Annotated in this window: 16 protein-coding genes and 2 pseudogenes; 10 read left to right on the top strand and 8 right to left on the bottom strand. The window is 33.7% G+C overall.

Features of this window, described 5'->3' with window-relative positions; all coding sequences use genetic code 11:
* Nucleotides 1-50: 50 nt before the first annotated feature.
* The 7 genes and pseudogenes from qoxD to LQ622_RS02595 all read right to left on the bottom strand — a co-directional run bounded on the left by qoxD (nucleotide 51) and on the right by LQ622_RS02595 (nucleotide 5,877).
* On the bottom strand, nucleotides 51-344 hold the full coding sequence (gene qoxD / locus LQ622_RS02625; protein WP_025905215.1) for a cytochrome aa3 quinol oxidase subunit IV: 294 nt from the start codon (nucleotides 342-344) through the stop codon (nucleotides 51-53).
* Nucleotides 341-949, bottom strand: coding sequence for a cytochrome aa3 quinol oxidase subunit III (gene qoxC / locus LQ622_RS02620; protein ID WP_103361567.1), 609 nt, complete (start codon nucleotides 947-949; stop codon nucleotides 341-343). Before qoxC ends, qoxD begins: the two co-directional genes overlap by 4 nt.
* The gene (gene qoxB / locus LQ622_RS02615) at nucleotides 942-2,936 is read right to left on the bottom strand and encodes a cytochrome aa3 quinol oxidase subunit I (RefSeq protein ID WP_239774676.1); all 1,995 of its coding nucleotides are present in this window, start codon (nucleotides 2,934-2,936) and stop codon (nucleotides 942-944) included. The genes qoxC and qoxB overlap by 8 nt, the downstream gene beginning before the upstream one ends.
* Nucleotides 2,936-4,039, bottom strand: a complete 1,104-nt coding sequence (gene qoxA, locus LQ622_RS02610; RefSeq protein ID WP_159315184.1) for a cytochrome aa3 quinol oxidase subunit II — start codon at nucleotides 4,037-4,039, stop codon at nucleotides 2,936-2,938. Before qoxA ends, qoxB begins: the two co-directional genes overlap by 1 nt.
* 375 nt (nucleotides 4,040-4,414) lie before the next feature.
* Nucleotides 4,415-4,840 (bottom strand): annotated as a pseudogene (locus tag LQ622_RS02605) (immunoglobulin-like domain-containing protein); the annotation flags it as partial.
* A 165-nt stretch (nucleotides 4,841-5,005) separates the two neighbouring features.
* Nucleotides 5,006-5,317: pseudogene (locus LQ622_RS02600) on the bottom strand (immunoglobulin-like domain-containing protein); the annotation flags it as partial.
* 131 nt (nucleotides 5,318-5,448) lie between these two features.
* Nucleotides 5,449-5,877 carry an RrF2 family transcriptional regulator gene (locus LQ622_RS02595; protein ID WP_037587372.1) on the bottom strand — a complete coding sequence of 143 codons (429 nt, stop codon included), beginning with the start codon at nucleotides 5,875-5,877 and terminating at the stop codon, nucleotides 5,449-5,451.
* A 187-nt stretch (nucleotides 5,878-6,064) separates the two neighbouring features.
* Here LQ622_RS02595 and LQ622_RS02590 point away from each other — a divergent pair, with 187 nt between their 5' ends.
* Complete coding sequence (locus LQ622_RS02590) at nucleotides 6,065-7,222, top strand: globin domain-containing protein (protein WP_126476990.1); 1,158 nt, start codon at nucleotides 6,065-6,067, stop codon at nucleotides 7,220-7,222.
* Nucleotides 7,223-7,703: 481 nt separating this feature from the next.
* Here LQ622_RS02590 and folD read toward each other — a convergent pair whose 3' ends face one another.
* Nucleotides 7,704-8,561, bottom strand: coding sequence for a bifunctional methylenetetrahydrofolate dehydrogenase/methenyltetrahydrofolate cyclohydrolase FolD (gene folD, locus LQ622_RS02585; RefSeq protein WP_037587375.1), 858 nt, complete (start codon nucleotides 8,559-8,561; stop codon nucleotides 7,704-7,706).
* 206 nt (nucleotides 8,562-8,767) lie between these two features.
* On the opposite strand from folD, the gene purE reads away from it, so the two are divergent.
* The 9 genes from purE to purN are packed head-to-tail and all read left to right on the top strand — an operon-like array spanning nucleotide 8,768 to nucleotide 17,238.
* Nucleotides 8,768-9,250 (top strand): 5-(carboxyamino)imidazole ribonucleotide mutase, encoded by a 483-nt coding sequence (gene purE / locus LQ622_RS02580; RefSeq protein ID WP_025905207.1) that lies wholly within the window; start codon nucleotides 8,768-8,770, stop codon nucleotides 9,248-9,250.
* A complete protein-coding gene (gene purK, locus LQ622_RS02575) occupies nucleotides 9,237-10,364 on the top strand; it encodes a 5-(carboxyamino)imidazole ribonucleotide synthase (RefSeq protein WP_239774675.1) in 1,128 nt (375 codons plus the stop codon). Before purE ends, purK begins: the two co-directional genes overlap by 14 nt.
* Nucleotide 10,365: 1 nt before the next feature.
* Nucleotides 10,366-11,067 carry a phosphoribosylaminoimidazolesuccinocarboxamide synthase gene (gene purC / locus LQ622_RS02570; RefSeq protein WP_126476986.1) on the top strand — a complete coding sequence of 234 codons (702 nt, stop codon included), beginning with the start codon at nucleotides 10,366-10,368 and terminating at the stop codon, nucleotides 11,065-11,067.
* Between the two features lies 1 nt (nucleotide 11,068).
* Complete coding sequence (purS, locus tag LQ622_RS02565; RefSeq protein WP_025905204.1) at nucleotides 11,069-11,329, top strand: phosphoribosylformylglycinamidine synthase subunit PurS; 261 nt, start codon at nucleotides 11,069-11,071, stop codon at nucleotides 11,327-11,329.
* Nucleotides 11,329-12,000, top strand: coding sequence for a phosphoribosylformylglycinamidine synthase subunit PurQ (gene purQ / locus LQ622_RS02560; RefSeq protein ID WP_037587382.1), 672 nt, complete (start codon nucleotides 11,329-11,331; stop codon nucleotides 11,998-12,000). Before purS ends, purQ begins: the two co-directional genes overlap by 1 nt.
* Nucleotides 11,993-14,182: a phosphoribosylformylglycinamidine synthase subunit PurL gene (gene purL, locus LQ622_RS02555; protein WP_239774674.1), complete on the top strand. Its 2,190-nt coding sequence runs from the start codon at nucleotides 11,993-11,995 to the stop codon at nucleotides 14,180-14,182. The genes purQ and purL overlap by 8 nt, the downstream gene beginning before the upstream one ends.
* A complete protein-coding gene (purF, locus tag LQ622_RS02550; RefSeq protein WP_103361917.1) occupies nucleotides 14,161-15,657 on the top strand; it encodes an amidophosphoribosyltransferase in 1,497 nt (498 codons plus the stop codon). The genes purL and purF overlap by 22 nt, the downstream gene beginning before the upstream one ends.
* Nucleotides 15,641-16,675 carry a phosphoribosylformylglycinamidine cyclo-ligase gene (gene purM / locus LQ622_RS02545; RefSeq protein ID WP_239774673.1) on the top strand — a complete coding sequence of 345 codons (1,035 nt, stop codon included), beginning with the start codon at nucleotides 15,641-15,643 and terminating at the stop codon, nucleotides 16,673-16,675. The genes purF and purM overlap by 17 nt, the downstream gene beginning before the upstream one ends.
* Nucleotides 16,672-17,238 (top strand): phosphoribosylglycinamide formyltransferase, encoded by a 567-nt coding sequence (gene purN / locus LQ622_RS02540; RefSeq protein WP_025905199.1) that lies wholly within the window; start codon nucleotides 16,672-16,674, stop codon nucleotides 17,236-17,238. Before purM ends, purN begins: the two co-directional genes overlap by 4 nt.
* Nucleotides 17,239-17,241 lie beyond the last annotated feature (3 nt).

The following is a 17,241-nucleotide window of genomic DNA, read 5'->3' as shown; positions in this document are numbered from 1 at the left end:
AGCTGTTAATAAAGTCTCTGACTTTATTAACAGCTTTAAATATATAGGTTTTACATATGGGCGCTGTGTCCGCCAACCATAACCCAATAAGTACCGATTATTACTAATAAAGTAATAATTACTGCGAAGAGTACTTTGAATGCAGTTGCGCGTCCATCTGGTCCTTCTGTTAAATGCATGAACATTAGTAATTGAACTAATGCTTGTAAGAAAGCAAATCCAATAATGATTGATGTTCTTACTTGTAGTGACATGCCAGTGTATAACATGACATAAACAGCTACTAATGTTAATACAATTGAGAATATTAAACCGACTGTATGTGTAACGACTGTTTTATTCATGACCCACTCACCATCCCTACAAGATAAACTAATGTAAAGATAAAGATCCATACAACATCAAGGAAATGCCAGTATAAACTTCCGATAAATACTTTTGGTGCATTGTGTTCATTTAATCCACGTGTAAGGATTTGGATTAGTACACCTGAAATCCAGAATATACCTAAAGTAACATGGAGACCATGTGTACCTAAAAGTATAAAGAATGCAGACCAGAATGATCCTAATTGAGGTGTAACACCTTCATGAACATAGTGAGTAAATTCGTAAATTTCAAATCCTACGAATCCTGCACCTAAGATAAGTGTGATAATCATCCATACCATCATCATTTTGACATTTTCTTTACGCATGTAGTAAACACCGATACCACAAGTGTAACTACTTACAAGTAATAAGAATGTCATGATCATAACTAATGGTAATTCAAATAATTCTGGTGTAGTGAAACCACCGTATGAACCACTTTTCTGTAATACTAAGAATGTTGCAAATAATGTACCGAATAACGCAACCTCAGCAGTAAGAAAGACCCAAAATCCGAGTTTATTTAATTGTCCTGTTTCATTAACAGTATCAATTGTATTGTGGTGTTCATTACTCATCTTTATTGTCCTCCTTTTCCTGTAATTCTTGTTTACGTAATTCGCGTAATTTTGCTTCATTTTCTTCTAATTCTTCAGCATGAATATGGTAGCCGTAGTCTTTTTCGAAACTTCTCCAAACCATACATGCTAATACGCCAACACCAAAGATAATTGCTGGTATATATGTTTCGAATACTAGGAAGAATCCACCGAATAAGAAACATACTGCCATCCAGAATCCGATATGTGTATTATTTGGCATATGAATATCTTTATAATCTCTATCGTCTAAATAGTGTTTACCATTTTGTTTCATTTCTACAAATGTTTCAGTATCATACCATTTTGGTGTAATAGCGAAGTTGTAGTGTGGTGGCATAGCTGAAGGAGTAGCCCATTCTAATGTTCTACCTAAACCATTCCAGTTGTCACCAGTTGCTTCACGTTTCGCTTTACCAAAGCTGTATACGACGTTCCATACTAGAGCTAAGAAACCAATACCCATCAAGAATGCACCAATTGTAGAGATGAAGTTTAATGAGAACCATCCATCTGCTTGAGTGTATTTATATAAACGACGTGGCATTCCATCTAAACCTAATAGGAATTGTGGTAAGAAACATAAGTTGAATCCTAAAGTAAATGTCCAGAATAACCATTGATTAATCTTTTCATTTAATTTGTGACCAAACATTTTTGGATACCAGAATATTAAACCTGCAAAACATGCGAATACAACACCAGCGATAATAACGTAGTGGAAGTGTGCCACTAAGAAATAAGTATTGTGATATTGATAGTCCGCTGCTGCCATAGCAAGCATAACACCTGTAACCCCACCTAATGTGAAGTTTGGAATAAAGGCTAATGCGAATAACATAGGTGATTCAAATGTAATTCGACCTTTATATAACGTTAATAGCCAGTTGAATATTTTAACACCTGTTGGTACGGCAATTAACATAGTAGTTATTGAGAAGAATGAGTTAACTAATGCACCACTACCCATAGTGAAGAAATGGTGAACCCAAACGATAAAGCTTAAGAACGCAATACCACCAGTTGCCCAGACCATACTTTGATGTCCGAATAATCTTTTTCTAGCAAAAGTAGGGATGATTTCTGAGTATATACCGAATGCCGGTAATACTAGAATATATACTTCAGGGTGACCCCATACCCAGAAGAAGTTAGCCCATAACATTGGCATACCACCATTAGCAACTTCAAAGAAGCTTGTTCCCATTAAACGGTCGAATGTCATTAAAGCAAGTGCGACAGTTAAAATAGGGAAGGCTAAGATAATTAATAATGATGTAATTAATGTTGTCATTGAGAACATTGGGATTTGCATAAATTTCATTGATTTAGTACGTAATTTTAAGATCGTAACAAAGAAGTTAATACCTGTCATTAACGTACCAATACCAGCGATTTGAATTGCAATTAAATAATAGTTAATACCTGTACCTGGACTGAAGTCAGTTGCAAGTGGCGCATAGTTTGTCCAACCAGCAGCTGGCGAACCACCAATTACGAATGAAATATTAAATAATCCCATTCCGGCAGCAAATAACCAGAAACTTAAGTTATTTAACATAGGGAATGCAACATCTCGAGCACCTAATTGTAATGGTACAACAACGTTCATTAAACCAATTAAGAACGGCATTGCCATGAAGATAATCATGATTACACCATGTGTTGTAAAGATTTCATTATAGTGCTGAGATTCAAGTAATGTGTTATCTGGTGTCATTAATTGTAAACGGATAAGAAGTGCATCTACACCGCCACGGAAGAACATAATGATTGCAGATATAATATACATTACACCAATTTTTTTATGGTCAACTGAAGTTAACCATTCTGTATAAAGCCATTTCCATTTTTTATAATATGTTAGTCCACCAACAACACATATACCTGTTAATACAAGTAAAACTTGTGCCATTGTTATCATCCAGTCACTTTGAACGATAAATTCATTCCATGGAAAATTCATTACTTGTCACCTCCATGGTTCTTATCTGAAGATTTTTCATCATCAGATTTTGCATCTTCTTGCATTTTTTCCATTTCGTCCATATGATGTTTTTCTTCTTTTTTGAAGTCACTGTCATATTTTTCGTTATTTTTAAGAATCATAGGTTTCATTCCATGACGGTCATAGTTAGGGTTAGTAACAGTCACTTTACGTGCAGGTAATACTGGTTTTTCTGTTACGCCTTCACTTTCATCATAGAAGTTTGGATCTTTTGGTTCATAGCGGAAACGTTTATAAGCATGGAAAATGTATTCAGGATCCGCAGCAGGATCTACATATGCTAAGTGTGTTCCACTAAAAGTAAGTTCTTCATTCTTAGTTGTAGGTAAAAGTTGATGATCGAATGTATCTTGATCAATTGTTTTACGTTTTTGAGATTTAGAAACCCATTTATCATAATCTTCATTGCTTACAGCGTTAACATTAAATGTTTGTCTAGAGAACCCTTCACCATTAAAGTTAGAGTTTCTACCTTTAAATGTACCTGTTTCGTTTGCTTGCAATGTCCAATCCATTGTCATGCTAGTCATCGCGTACTTCTGTCCACCTAATTGAGGTACCCAGAAACTTGTCATTGTATCCATAGATTGTAATTTAAATAGAACTGGTCGACCTTCTGGAATTGTTACATGATTGACAGTTTCTACTTTTTCATCTGGATAACTAAAGAACCACTTAAAGCCTGCACTTGTTGCATAAATAACAACTGGGTCTTCTTCTGACTTTGGTGCTTCTTCATAGAAATACAATGATTTAATTGTTGGTACAGCTAATACCACAAGTATGATTATTGGAATAATAAACCATACAGCCTCTAAAACGACGTTGTGATGCATCGTACCAGATGTTTCGTTTTTTGTTTTTCTATATTTAATAATAAATATTAAAAACAAAACGGAGACCACTATAACAATAAAGACCATCATTATAATTGAAAAGATAATTAAGAAATGTTGATCTTCAGCCATAGGGCCTTTGGGGTTTAATACTTCTAAATTTGAACAACCACTAAGTAAAATACCTAATGTTGACATGAGAAGTATTGACTTTAACTTTGCCACGTTTTTTACCTCCCAATTTTCTATATACCTATATATATGGCTAGACCTTAATTTTAAAGGATTTAAACATATTTACAAGGCTATAAAATAGGGTGTAAGCGTTATAATATAAAAATGTATTTAATTAACTTTGATATGACGCGTTTTTTCCTAATTGTTAAATTTTTGTGTACATTTTAAAAATATTTAAAAAAACGAAAAAACATCTTTAAATTGTTAAAAACATTGAGTTTTCAGCTTATTAAGAATAGTTTAAAATATTTTTAATGTTCTTTAATAAGTACTTAAATGAAACATAAAATTAAAAATTACACTTTTGATAAATATAAAAAAACAAACCAAATGAATGAAGTCATTTGGCTCGTTTATATATGATTATTTTACTGTAATTGTTCTACCTTCAGCTGAAATATGACCGTCAGCATCTGATACTGCGTAACCAACTTTGTATTTACCTGGTTTGCTAGTGTCTACTTCACCACTTGTAACAATGTCAGATGTTAAATCTTTTCCTGATTTATCTTTAGCTGTTATACCTTTTAATAAGTCAAAGTCTTGACCTTTTTTAATGGTAACGTCTTTAATTCCTGATAATTCAGGATTAGGTGCTAAATCTGCATCGTTTACGTAAACGCCTCTTTTGTATGTGTAGTAGTAGCCATCAGAGTCTTTTACGTGATAAGTGATATATTGTAAACCAGTTTTAGATGTGTCAATATCACCTTTAACAGTTACTTTATCAGTGATGTCTCCGTCTTTTTTGTCAGATGCTTTAACACCTTTCATCGGATCGAAGTGGTCACCTTGATAAACTAAATCTTTAGTTGGCACTGTTATAATTGGCATATTTTCATCTAAATCTTTAGTAGATGTCTTTTTGTTAGATGCTACTTCGGCTTTAGATTCGTCTTTATTCTTATCTTTAGTATCGTTATCTTTAGAACCATTTAATGAACCTTCTTTGACAACATATACATAATGCCATTTTGTTCTATATGCGCCATCAGAATCTGTGACTTTATATTGTACTTTGTATTTACCTAATTTAGAAGTATCAACGTCACCAGTTACTTTAATCTTATCTGTTAAGTCTCCATCTTCTTTATCATATGCTTTTATGCCTTTTAATGAATCGTAGTCAGCACCTTTTTCAACAACGTCACCCTCAACACCTTTAATTTGTGGAAGGCTGTTTCCAGTAGCACTCGCAGTTAATGAAGGTGTAACAAGTGAAGCAGAAACACCAAGTACTGTAAGTGATTGTAATATTTTATTCATCATTTTTTATGTACTCCTTTGTTGTAAGCTATAAGGAAAGAATAACATGTCTCGTTTTTCATTTCCTTACTAAATGATATATTATCGTAATATTTTCACATTTACATCGACCTTTAGACCGATTTCCTAACTTAAGTAGTGTAAACAGTGTCTTTTAGGGTGTTTTTAGGGATGATATCACTTAAATAATATTGATCAAGCGTACGTAAGTACTCCATTAAAGCATGATTGAGTGCACCTTTTAATCCACAATTTAATGCTATTGGACAAGTGTTTGTTTCCATATTAAAGCATTCAACTAATTCAAAATGATCTTCAGTTTGTCTAACAAGTTTACCTATATTAATGTCACTGGGGGACTGATTGAGGATTATGCCACCATTTCTTCCTCTTATAGATTTTAAGTATCCTAACTTAACAAGTTGATGTACGACTTTTGTTAAATGATTTTTTGATATGCCATAAAAGTTTGAAATCTCTTCTATTTGAGATTGTTTATTTTGTTGGGCTAAATACATGAGGACACGTAAAGAATAATCCGTGTATTGGGTGAGCTTCATAAAGTTCAACCTCCTTATAATATATTAATTATACTTAATATGAAGGTTAAAAAACAATCAATCAATATATGTATTTTTAAAAGAGTGACAACTTTGTAAACTTTTTGCAAACTGTATTGAAAAACATTGTGAAATTATTTACAATTAAACATGTATTTAAAATATATCTTTTAGAGGGGGACTTCTGATGTTATCAGAACAAACTAAAGAAATCGTAAAACAAACAGTACCAGTATTAGAACAATACGGAAATGAAATTACAAAAGTCTTTTATCAAAGAATGTTTGAAGCTCATCCAGAATTATTGAACATATTTAATAAATCTAATCAAAAACAAGGTAAACAACAGACAGCTTTAGCACAAACAGTTTTAGCAGCAGCTAAACATATCGATCATTTAGAAGCAATCGTTCCTAACGTAAATCAAATTGCACATAAACACCGTGCATTACAAGTTAAAGAGGAACATTATCCAATTGTTGGTGAATTCTTATTAAAAGCAATTAAAGAAGTTCTAGGCGATGCAGCTACAGATGATATTATGAATGCTTGGGAAGAAGCATATGGTGAAATCGCAGGCGTATTTATCCAAATGGAAAAAGCAATGTACGAAGCAGCAGCTTGGGACGACTTTAAATCATTTAAAATTACAAATATTGAAGATCAAGGTACTTCAATGAAATCATTCGAAGTTGAACCAGTAGATAACATTAAAATTCCTGAACTTGTTGCAGGCCAATATATCACTGTACGTATTAAACCAACAAACGATGATAATTTAGCATTAAGACATTACTCAATTTACTCTGTAAAAAATGACGGTAAATTAAGATTTGCTGTAAAACGTGAAGGAGAAGGCGAGAAAAAAGGTCTAGTATCTCATGATTTACATGATAAGTATTCAGTTGGAGATACAATTGAACTTTCAGCTCCAGCAGGTGATTTCAAAGTAGAATCAGATAAAGATAAAAAATTATTACTATTATCTTCTGGTGCAGGTGTTACACCAATGCTAGCTATGTTAGAAGATGAAGCATATAAAGGTAGAAATGTTCATTTCGTACATGTAAATGAAGCAGAAAAAGACGTACCATTTAAAGAAGAAGTAGACGCATTAAACGCAATGAACGAAAATGTAGAAGTTACTTATCATTTAAAAGAAAAAGACGGATATTTAACAAGCAATGAATTAAGCAATTGGATTAATGAAGACGTCGACATCTATTTATGTGGTGGTATCACATTTATGGATACAATATTTGATGAGCTAGAAAAATTAAATATTGGCCAAGCAGATGTTCACTTCGAACCATTTGGTCCAAAAATGAGTATTACAAACGTATAATATTAGTATTCGAAACACCATCCCATTATGATCAGCATAATGGGGTGGTGTTTTTTTATATTGTTAGGGACAGAATTCAGAGAAGTGTCTCTAAGATGCGTTGTTAGGGACAGAATTCCGAGAAATGTCCGTAAGAATGGCCCGCCTAATTACCACAATTCAGAATAATGGAAGTTAGCGAGTCCTAATTACCACAATTCAGAATAATGGAAGTTAGCGGATTCTAATTACCACAATTCGGAATAATGGAAGTTACAGCGTTCTAACTACCACAATTCAGAATAATGGAAGTTAGCGCATCCTAATTACCAGAATTCAGAATAATGGAAGTTAGCGGATTCTAATTACCAGAATTCAGAATAATGGAAGTTAGCGGATTCTAATTACCAGAATTCAGAATAATGGAAGTTAGCACATTCCATCTACCACAATAAATAAAAGCGGAACCGTCATCGGGTTCCGCTTTTTCTATATTATAATTTTATTCAAGTCCGTTTTTCCATTTTTCAGCTAATAATGTATTGTTCAATACCATAGTGATTGTTAATGGACCGACGCCGCCTGGTACTGGTGTGATTGCACTAGCTACTTCTTTAACAGCTTCGAAATCGACGTCACCTTTTAATTTACCATTCTCATCTGGTGTGTTACCGACATCGATAATAACTGCTCCTGGTTTTACTAAGTCTTTTGTAACGAGGTGTACGCGTCCGACTGCACTTACGATTACGTCTGCTTGTTTTAAGACTTCTTCTGTATTTGTTGATTTTGAATGTAATAAAGTAACAGTTGCATCTTGATCTGTTAATAATTTACTAACTGGTTGACCAACAATATGACTTCTACCGATTACAGCTACGTTTTTTCCTTTTAAGTCAATATCTGCATGTTTGAGAATTTCCATTATACCTAGTGGAGTACATGGGATAAATGTTCTTTCTCCAGTATATAATCTACCAATATTTATAGGATTAAATCCATCTACATCTTTGTCAGGATTGATTGCTTCTAATACTTTTGCTTCAGAAACTTGTTTTGGAAGTGGAACTTGGACTAATATACCACTTACTGAATCGTCATTATTTAATCTATCGAGTTCAGATAATACTTCTTCTTCAGTAGATGATTCATCCATATGTACAATTTCAGAAATCATACCAATCTTTTCAGCTGCTTTTTTCTTAGAATTAACATAACTTTGACTCGCGCCATCATTACCAACGAGTATGACCGTTAATTTAGGTACGATGTTATGTTCTTTTAACTTTTCTACTTCTGCCTGAAGACCTGCTCTGTAAGTCTTCGCTATTTCTCTACCGTCTAATATCTTAGCTACCATGAAAATTGCCTCCTATTAATAATCGAACTATATTGATTGATACAATGAAAATTATGCCCTTAATACGAACATAAATCAAACTTTTTTGTAAAAAATATATAAAATGTTCGTTTTTTCATTGAAAATAGCATGATCAATTGTTATGCTATATCTGTAATATACACAGAAAAGATTAAATATTTCAACTATTTGAAAGGGTGACCTACATGAAAGTGGCAGTTATAATGGGTAGTTCTTCAGATTGGCCAATCATGAAAGAAGCATGCGATATGCTTGAATATTTTAATATCCAATATGAGAAAAAGGTCGTATCTGCACATCGAACACCATTAGAAATGGTTGACTTTGCTAAAAATGCTACTGATCATAATATAGATATTATTATTGCTGGAGCAGGTGGGGCAGCACATTTACCAGGAATGGTAGCTTCATTAACAACAGTTCCAGTGATTGGTGTACCTATTGAATCAAAAAGCTTAAAAGGTATGGATTCATTGTTGTCGATTGTACAAATGCCTGGTGGGATACCGGTTGCGACAACTGCAATAGGAAAAGCCGGATCTAAAAATGCTGGTATTTTAGCCGCAAGAATGATCGGTATGACAGATGAAAATGTAAGAAAACAACTTGTTAATTATGAAAAAAGTTTAGTCGATAAAGTGGAGGAAATGCAAAATGACTTATTATAACCTAGAATCAGGTGACATGATAGGTATTGTCGGTGGAGGTCAATTAGGTAAAATGATGGCTCAATCTGCTCAAAGAATGGGATTTCAAGTTGCCATTTTAGACCCTGACGAAGATTGCCCTGCAAGATTTGTAGCACACCAATTTATAAACGCTGAATTTTCGGATATAGATGCACTCAATCAGCTTGGTGACATCTCTAAAGTTGTAACTTATGAATTTGAAAATATAGATGCACAACAGTTAGAAAAACTTTCCAATCAATTTAATATTCCTCAAGGGAGCCAAACAGTTGCTTTATTACAAGATCGCTTAACTGAAAAACAAACATTAGAAAGCGCAAATGTTCAAATTGTACCGTTTATGGAAGTTAAGTCAACAGAAGACTTGAATGAAGCTATAGAAACAATTGGCTATCCATTTATTATAAAGACACGCTTTGGTGGATATGACGGTAAAGGTCAGCTTGTCATTCAATCTAAAGAAGATTTAGATGAAGCTAAGAAATTAATTATTGATACACCTTGCGTAGTTGAAAAATATCTCCCTCTATTTAAAGAAGTATCCATAACAGCAACACGTGATATATATGATCATACAGTTTATTTTCCATTACAAGAAAATGAACATAGAAACCAAATTTTATATAAGACAGTTGTTCCAGCTAGAGTAGATTTAGAAGCACAAGCTATACAAGAAGTTCAAAAAATTATGACGAAGTTACATTTTGTAGGAACGTTTACAATTGAATTTTTTGTAACGGAAGATCATCAACTTTATGTGAATGAAATTGCACCAAGACCACATAATTCAGGACATTACTCTATCGAAGCATGTGATTACTCACAATTTGATACACATATACTTGCTGTTGCAGGATGGCATTTACCGAAAAAGATTACTTTATTACAACCAGCAATCATGATGAATTTGCTAGGACAAGATGTGTTGAATTTACAAGAAGTTTTTAGTGAGCATCCTGAATGGCACGTTCATATTTACGGTAAAAAGGTCAATAAAGTAAATCGTAAAATGGGACATATTACAAAATTATCAACAGATTTAAATAAAGATGAAAACCAATTTAATCAATTATTTGAAGGGCGGAACGATTAATATGTCATTACTTTATGAAGGCAAAGCTAAAAGAGTTTTCAATACGGATCAAGATGGTATTTTGAGAATCGAATATAAAGATGAAGTGACTGCTGGAAATGGTGCTAAAAAAGATAAAATGCTTGGAAAAGGGCGTTTAAACAATTTAATTACATCAAAAATATTTGGAATATTGCGACAAAAAGGCGTTGAGAGCCACTTTGTAGAACAAATTTCTGAAACAGAACAACTTGTTAAAGCTGTAGAAATATTCCCGTTAGAAGTTGTCGTAAGAAATGTTGCAGCAGGCTCAATTTGTAAACGACTAGGTTTTGAAAAGGGACATGAATTTAAAGAACCTTTATTAGAACTATTCTATAAGAAAGATGAGTTGAATGATCCACTTATTACGGATGATCACGTGTCATTATTGAATATTGCTTCATCAGAAGAATTATCAACCATTAAAAAAGAAGCATTAAAAGTAAATAAAGTATTAAGTGAAATTATGGATGACATGAATTTAATACTCGTAGATTACAAAATCGAATTTGGCATAACATCTGATGGAGAAATCTTATTAGCGGATGAAATTTCTCCAGATACATGCAGAATTTGGGACAAAGAAACAAAAGAAAACTTTGATAAAGATGTATATAGAGAAGATACAGGCTCATTAATTGATACTTATGAAACTTTCTACAAAAAATTGGAGGAACTATAAAATGAAAAAGATTGAATTGCATATTACGTTACAAGGTCAAGTATTAGATACACAAGGACAAGCTTTAAATAGAGCGGTACACGATTTAGGCTATGAACAAGTTAATGATATAAGAGTAGGTAAAGTTATTTACATGACTGTTGATGAAACTGATGAAAATTCAATCAAGAATATCGTTAATACTTTAAGTGAGAAGCTATTTGCCAATACGGTTATTGAAGAATATAGTTTTAAAATCTTAGAAGATAAGGAGAACGCATAATGAAATTAGCTGTATTAGTATTTCCAGGATCTAATTGCGATCGTGATATGTATAATGCTGCTAAACGTTCAGGTGTCGAAGCGGCATATGTAGACTATAGAGAAACTTCTCTTGAAGGTTTTGATGGTGTGTTAATACCTGGAGGCTTCTCATTTGGTGATTATTTAAGATCAGGTGCAATGGCACGCGTAGCACCAATTATTAGTGAAGTAAAAAGACTTGCAAGTGAAGGTAAACCAGTACTTGGTGTGTGTAATGGATTCCAAATCTTAACAGAAGTTGGTTTGTTACCAGGTGCACTGTTACATAACGATAGTCATTTATTTGTAAGTAGAAATGAATCGTTAACAATTGTAAATAACGAAACGAAATTCACACATCAGTATGATAAAGATGAAACTGTCATTTATCCTGTTGCGCATGGTGAAGGTCACTATTATTGTACAGATGAATTATATGAAGAACTTGTGAAACATAATCAAATTATTTTAACTTACAATGATAATCCTAATGGCTCATATAAAGATATAGCTGGAATTACGAATAAAGAAGGAAATGTTTGTGGGATGATGCCTCATCCAGAACGTGCCATGGAAACATTACTTGGTTCAGATAGTGGCGTTAAATTATTTCAATCTATGATCGAAAGTTGGAGGGAACAACATGTCTAAGTTTTTAGAACCTAGTATAGAAGAAATTGAAAAAGAATATTTATATAGAGATATGGGTTTAACGGACGAAGAATATCAAAAAGTCGTAAGCATTTTAGGACGCAAACCGAACTTTACTGAAATAGGTATATTCTCGGTAATGTGGAGTGAACATTGCTCATATAAACATTCTAAACCATTTTTAAAACAATTCCCTACTTCTGGAGAACATGTATTAATGGGTCCAGGTGAAGGTGCTGGTGTTGTAGATATCGGTGATAATCAAGCAGTCGTGTTTAAAGTAGAATCTCATAACCATCCTTCAGCAATTGAACCTTATCAAGGTGCTGCTACAGGTGTTGGTGGTATTATCCGTGATATCGTATCAATCGGAGCAAGACCTATTTCTTTATTAAATAGTTTAAGATTTGGCGAGTTATCTAATAAGACAAACCGCAGATTGTTTAGTGGAGTCGTAAAAGGTATCGGTGGTTACGGAAACTGTATCGGTATACCGACAGTAGCAGGTGAGATTGAATTTGATGAAAGATATGATGGTAATCCACTTGTTAATGCGATGTGTGTTGGCATTATAGATCATGACAAAATTCAAAAAGGTACTGCTAAAGGTATCGGAAACCCAGTTATCTATGTTGGATTAAAAACAGGTAGAGACGGTATTCACGGTGCAACATTTGCATCTGAAGAATTGAGTGAAGCTTCCGAAAGTAAAAGACCATCAGTACAAATAGGCGATCCATTTGTAGGTAAAAAATTAATGGAAGCGACATTAGAAGCAATTACTTATCCTGAATTAGTAGGTATTCAAGATATGGGTGCAGCAGGATTAACGTCATCTTCTTCTGAAATGGCAGCTAAAGGTGAAAGTGGTATCCATCTTCATTTAGAGAAAGTACCGACAAGAGAAGAAGGTATCTCACCATATGAAATGATGCTTTCAGAAACACAGGAACGTATGTTATTAGTAGTTGAAAAAGGTACAGAACAAAAATTCTTAGACTTATTTGATCATCATGAATTAGATTCTGCTGTTATAGGTGAAGTAACAGATACAAATAGATTTGTTTTATCTTATGAAGATGAAATATACGCAGATATTCCTGTTGAACCTTTAGCTGATGAAGCACCTGTTTATATTCTTGAAGGGGAAGCAAAAGAATTTAAACACAATGATAATCAATATGATGAAATCAATGTAGAAGAAGTATTCCAAAAACTAATTAATCATCCAACAATTGCATCTAAACATTACGCATATGACCAATATGATCAACAAGTTGGTGCCAATACAATTATCAAGCCAGGTATAAGTGCTGGAGTAGTTAGAGTGGAAGGTACAAATAAAGCGATAGCTTCTACTATAGATGGAGAAGCGAGATATGTTTATAACAATCCATATGAAGGTGGAAAAATGGTTGTTGCAGAAGCGTATAGAAATTTAATTTCTGTAGGTGCTAAACCATTAGCAATGACAGATTGCTTAAATTATGGTTCTCCTGAGAAGAAAGATATATACCAACAACTTGCAGATTCTACTAAAGGAATGGCTGAAGCTTGTGAAGCCTTAAATACACCAGTCGTATCAGGGAATGTTTCTTTATACAATGAAACAAAAGGGACGTCAATTTTCCCTACACCTGTAGTCGGTATGGTTGGTTTAATTGAAGATGTGACGTATTTAAATGATTATCAACCAAAAGTAAATGATCGTGTATACGTAGTTGGAGAAACGAAAGATGACTTTGGTGGCAGTCAGATTGAAAAATTATTATTTAAAGAAGTTAATCATGAACCAAGTTCAATTGATTTATCAGCAGAAGTAAAACGTGGAGAACAAATTAAAGATGCTATACGTTCAGGCAAAATTTCACATACGCAAGCTGTTGGTAAAGGTGGTCTTGCTATTGGACTTGCAAAAATAGCTACACACTTTAACTTAGGATTAGATGTGACGTTACCAGTAACAAATGCTCAATTATTTAGTGAAACTCAAGGTAGATATATTGTCATCGTTAAAGAAGGACAATCTATAGATATTGACGATGCCGTTGAAATAGGTCGCGTTACTGATAATGCTCAATTTACGATTAAAAACGATGCTGCTCAAATTAAATACAATGTATCTGATTTGAATGAGCAATTGAAAGGGGCAATAGCTCAATGCATGAAATCAAGAGTTTAAATGAAGAATGCGGCGTATTTGGTATATGGAATCATCCAGAATCTGCACAACTCACATACATGGGGCTTCATAGTTTACAACATAGAGGTCAAGAAGGTGCAGGAATTGTAACTTCAAACGGTTTCGAGTTAAAAGGTGAAAGAGGATTAGGATTATTATCTGATGCGATTACGGATGTGCAATTAGAAGGTTTTAAAGGGAATCAACATGCGATAGGTCATGTAAGATATGCAACTTCTGGTAATAAAGGAATTGAAAATATTCAACCTTTTTTATATCACTTTTATGATATGAGTGTTGGTGTTTGTCACAATGGTAACTTAGTCAATGCACAAAGTTTAAGAAAAGAATTAGAACAAGAAGGCGCAATTTTCCATTCTTCTTCTGATACTGAAGTGATTATGCATCTTATAAGAAGAAGTAAAGCGCCTACTTTCGAAGAAGCATTGAAGGAAAGTTTGAATACAGTTAAAGGTGGTTTCACATTTGCTTTATTAACAAAAGATGCACTATATGGTGCTGTTGACCCAAATGCAATAAGACCTTTAGCTGTAGGCAGAATGAAGACGGGTGCTTATATCATTGCTAGTGAAACATGTGCAATTGATGTACTTGGCGCAGAGTTTGTGAGAGATATTCATGCAGGTGAGTATATTGTTATAAATGATGATGGTATAAGAGTTGAATCATACACAACGGAAACAACGACTGCAATTTCAGCGATGGAGTATATTTACTTTGCAAGACCCGATTCTACAATTGCAGGTAAGAATGTTCATGCAGTTCGTAAAGCATCTGGAAAAAAATTAGCTCAAGAAAGTCCGGCTTTAAATGCTGATATGGTAATCGGCGTACCAAACTCTTCACTTTCAGCAGCATCTGGTTATGCAGAAGAGAGTCATTTGCCTTATGAAATGGGGCTTGTAAAAAATCAATATGTCGCTCGAACATTTATCCAACCGACACAAGAATTACGAGAACAAGGTGTACGCGTGAAATTATCAGCTGTAAAAGATATCGTACATGGTAAAAATATTGTGCTTGTTGATGATTCTATTGTGAGAGGGACAACAAGTAAACGTATCGTCAGAATGTTAAAAGACGCTGGAGCAAATGAAGTTCACGTACGTATCGCATCACCAGAATTCATGTTTCCAAGTTTCTATGGTATCGATGTGTCGACATCTGCTGAACTGATTTCTGCACATAAATCACCTGAAGAAATTAGAGATTATATCGGTGCAGATTCACTTGCATATTTATCAGTTGATGGCTTAATACGATCAATAGGATTAGATAAAGACGTACCTTATCACGGATTATGTGTAGAAAGCTTTACTGGTGACTATCCAGCAGGTCTTTATGACTATGAAGAAAGATATTATCAAAACTTAAGTCCACGTCAAAAAGCTTATTTAGCTAGTAATAAACAATACTTTGATAAAGAGGGTAATCTTAATGTCGAAAGCATATAAAGCATCTGGTGTAGATATTGAAGCTGGTTACGAAGCGGTCAATAGAATGAAGTCACATGTTCAAAGCACGATGAGAAAGGAAGTTCTAGGCGGTTTAGGTGGCTTTGGTGCTGCATTTGATCTGTCACAATTAAATATGAAGAAACCAGTACTTGTTTCTGGAACAGACGGTGTTGGTACAAAGCTTAAACTCGCAATTGATTATAACAAACATGACACAATCGGTATCGATGCCGTTGCGATGTGTGTGAATGATATTTTAACGACTGGCGCAGAGCCTTTGTATTTCCTTGATTATATTGCGACGAATAAAGTAAATCCTGAAACGATTGAAGCGATTGTTTCAGGTGTATCTGTCGGTTGTAAAGAAACGAACTGTGCATTAATTGGCGGAGAAACTGCAGAAATGGGCGAAATGTATCATGAAGGAGAATATGATATCGCAGGATTTTGTGTTGGCGCTGTTGAAAAAGATGACTATATTGACGGCAGTGAAGTTAATGAAGGTGACGTCATAATTGGTATTACATCAAGTGGTATACATTCAAACGGCTACAGTTTAGTTAGAAATTTAATTAAAGAAAGTCAAATTAACTTAAATGATGCATTTGATGAAGAAAGAACGTATTTAGAAACTTTTCTTGAACCAACAAAACTATATGTTAAACCTGTTCTTACCGTGTTAGATAAAGTAAAAGTTAAAGGTATGTCTCACATAACTGGTGGAGGATTTATTGAAAATATTCCAAGAGCGATTCCAGAAAATAAAGATGCACATATCGATGTTCAATCATATGAAGTACCACAAATATTCCAATGGTTAAAAGAGCAAGGAAAGATTGAAGCAGAGGAAATGTATAATGTGTTTAATATGGGAATCGGCTTTGTACTTATCGTTAACAAAGAAGATGCTCAAGAAACATTAGATATCTTGAAAGCAAAAAATGAAGAAGCATATGTAATAGGTGAAATTTCAAATGGAACAGGTCAGGTCAAATTGACGGGGGTTCAATCATGATTAAAATAGCAGTATTTGCATCAGGAAATGGATCAAATTTTGAGAAAATAATGGAAAATATCGAAGCAGGTTATTTAGACCATATAGAAGTAACAGCATTGTATACAGATAACCCTAATGCCTTTTGTATAGAAAGAGCAAGAAGATTTAATTTACCTGTTTATATCATTGATCCAAGAACTTACGATAGTAAAAAAGAATATGAAGAAGCTCTACTCACGAGATTATCTCAAGATCGTGTAAGTTGGGTTATTTTAGCAGGATATATGAAAATTGTTGGTCCTACATTATTAAAACAATATGAAGGTAAAATGTTGAATATACATCCATCAATATTACCAAGTTTTCCTGGTAAGGACGCTGTAGGGCAAGCATTAGATTACGGCGTACGTGTTACAGGAGCAACCGTTCATTATGTTGATAGCGGTATGGATACTGGCGAAATTATAGACCAATTAAGCTGTAAAGTATATCCAGATGATACGAGAGAAACATTACAATTAAGAATACAGAACTTAGAATATGAATTATATCCACGTGTTATGAAAGAAATTATTCAATAAAGG

It is taken from the genome of Mammaliicoccus sp. N-M50 (assembly GCF_022386995.1).
In the GTDB taxonomy this organism is placed as follows: domain Bacteria; phylum Bacillota; class Bacilli; order Staphylococcales; family Staphylococcaceae; genus Mammaliicoccus; species Mammaliicoccus sciuri_A.
Note: the sequence above shows the minus strand (reverse complement) of the source record. Positions and strands in the feature narration are given on the sequence as shown.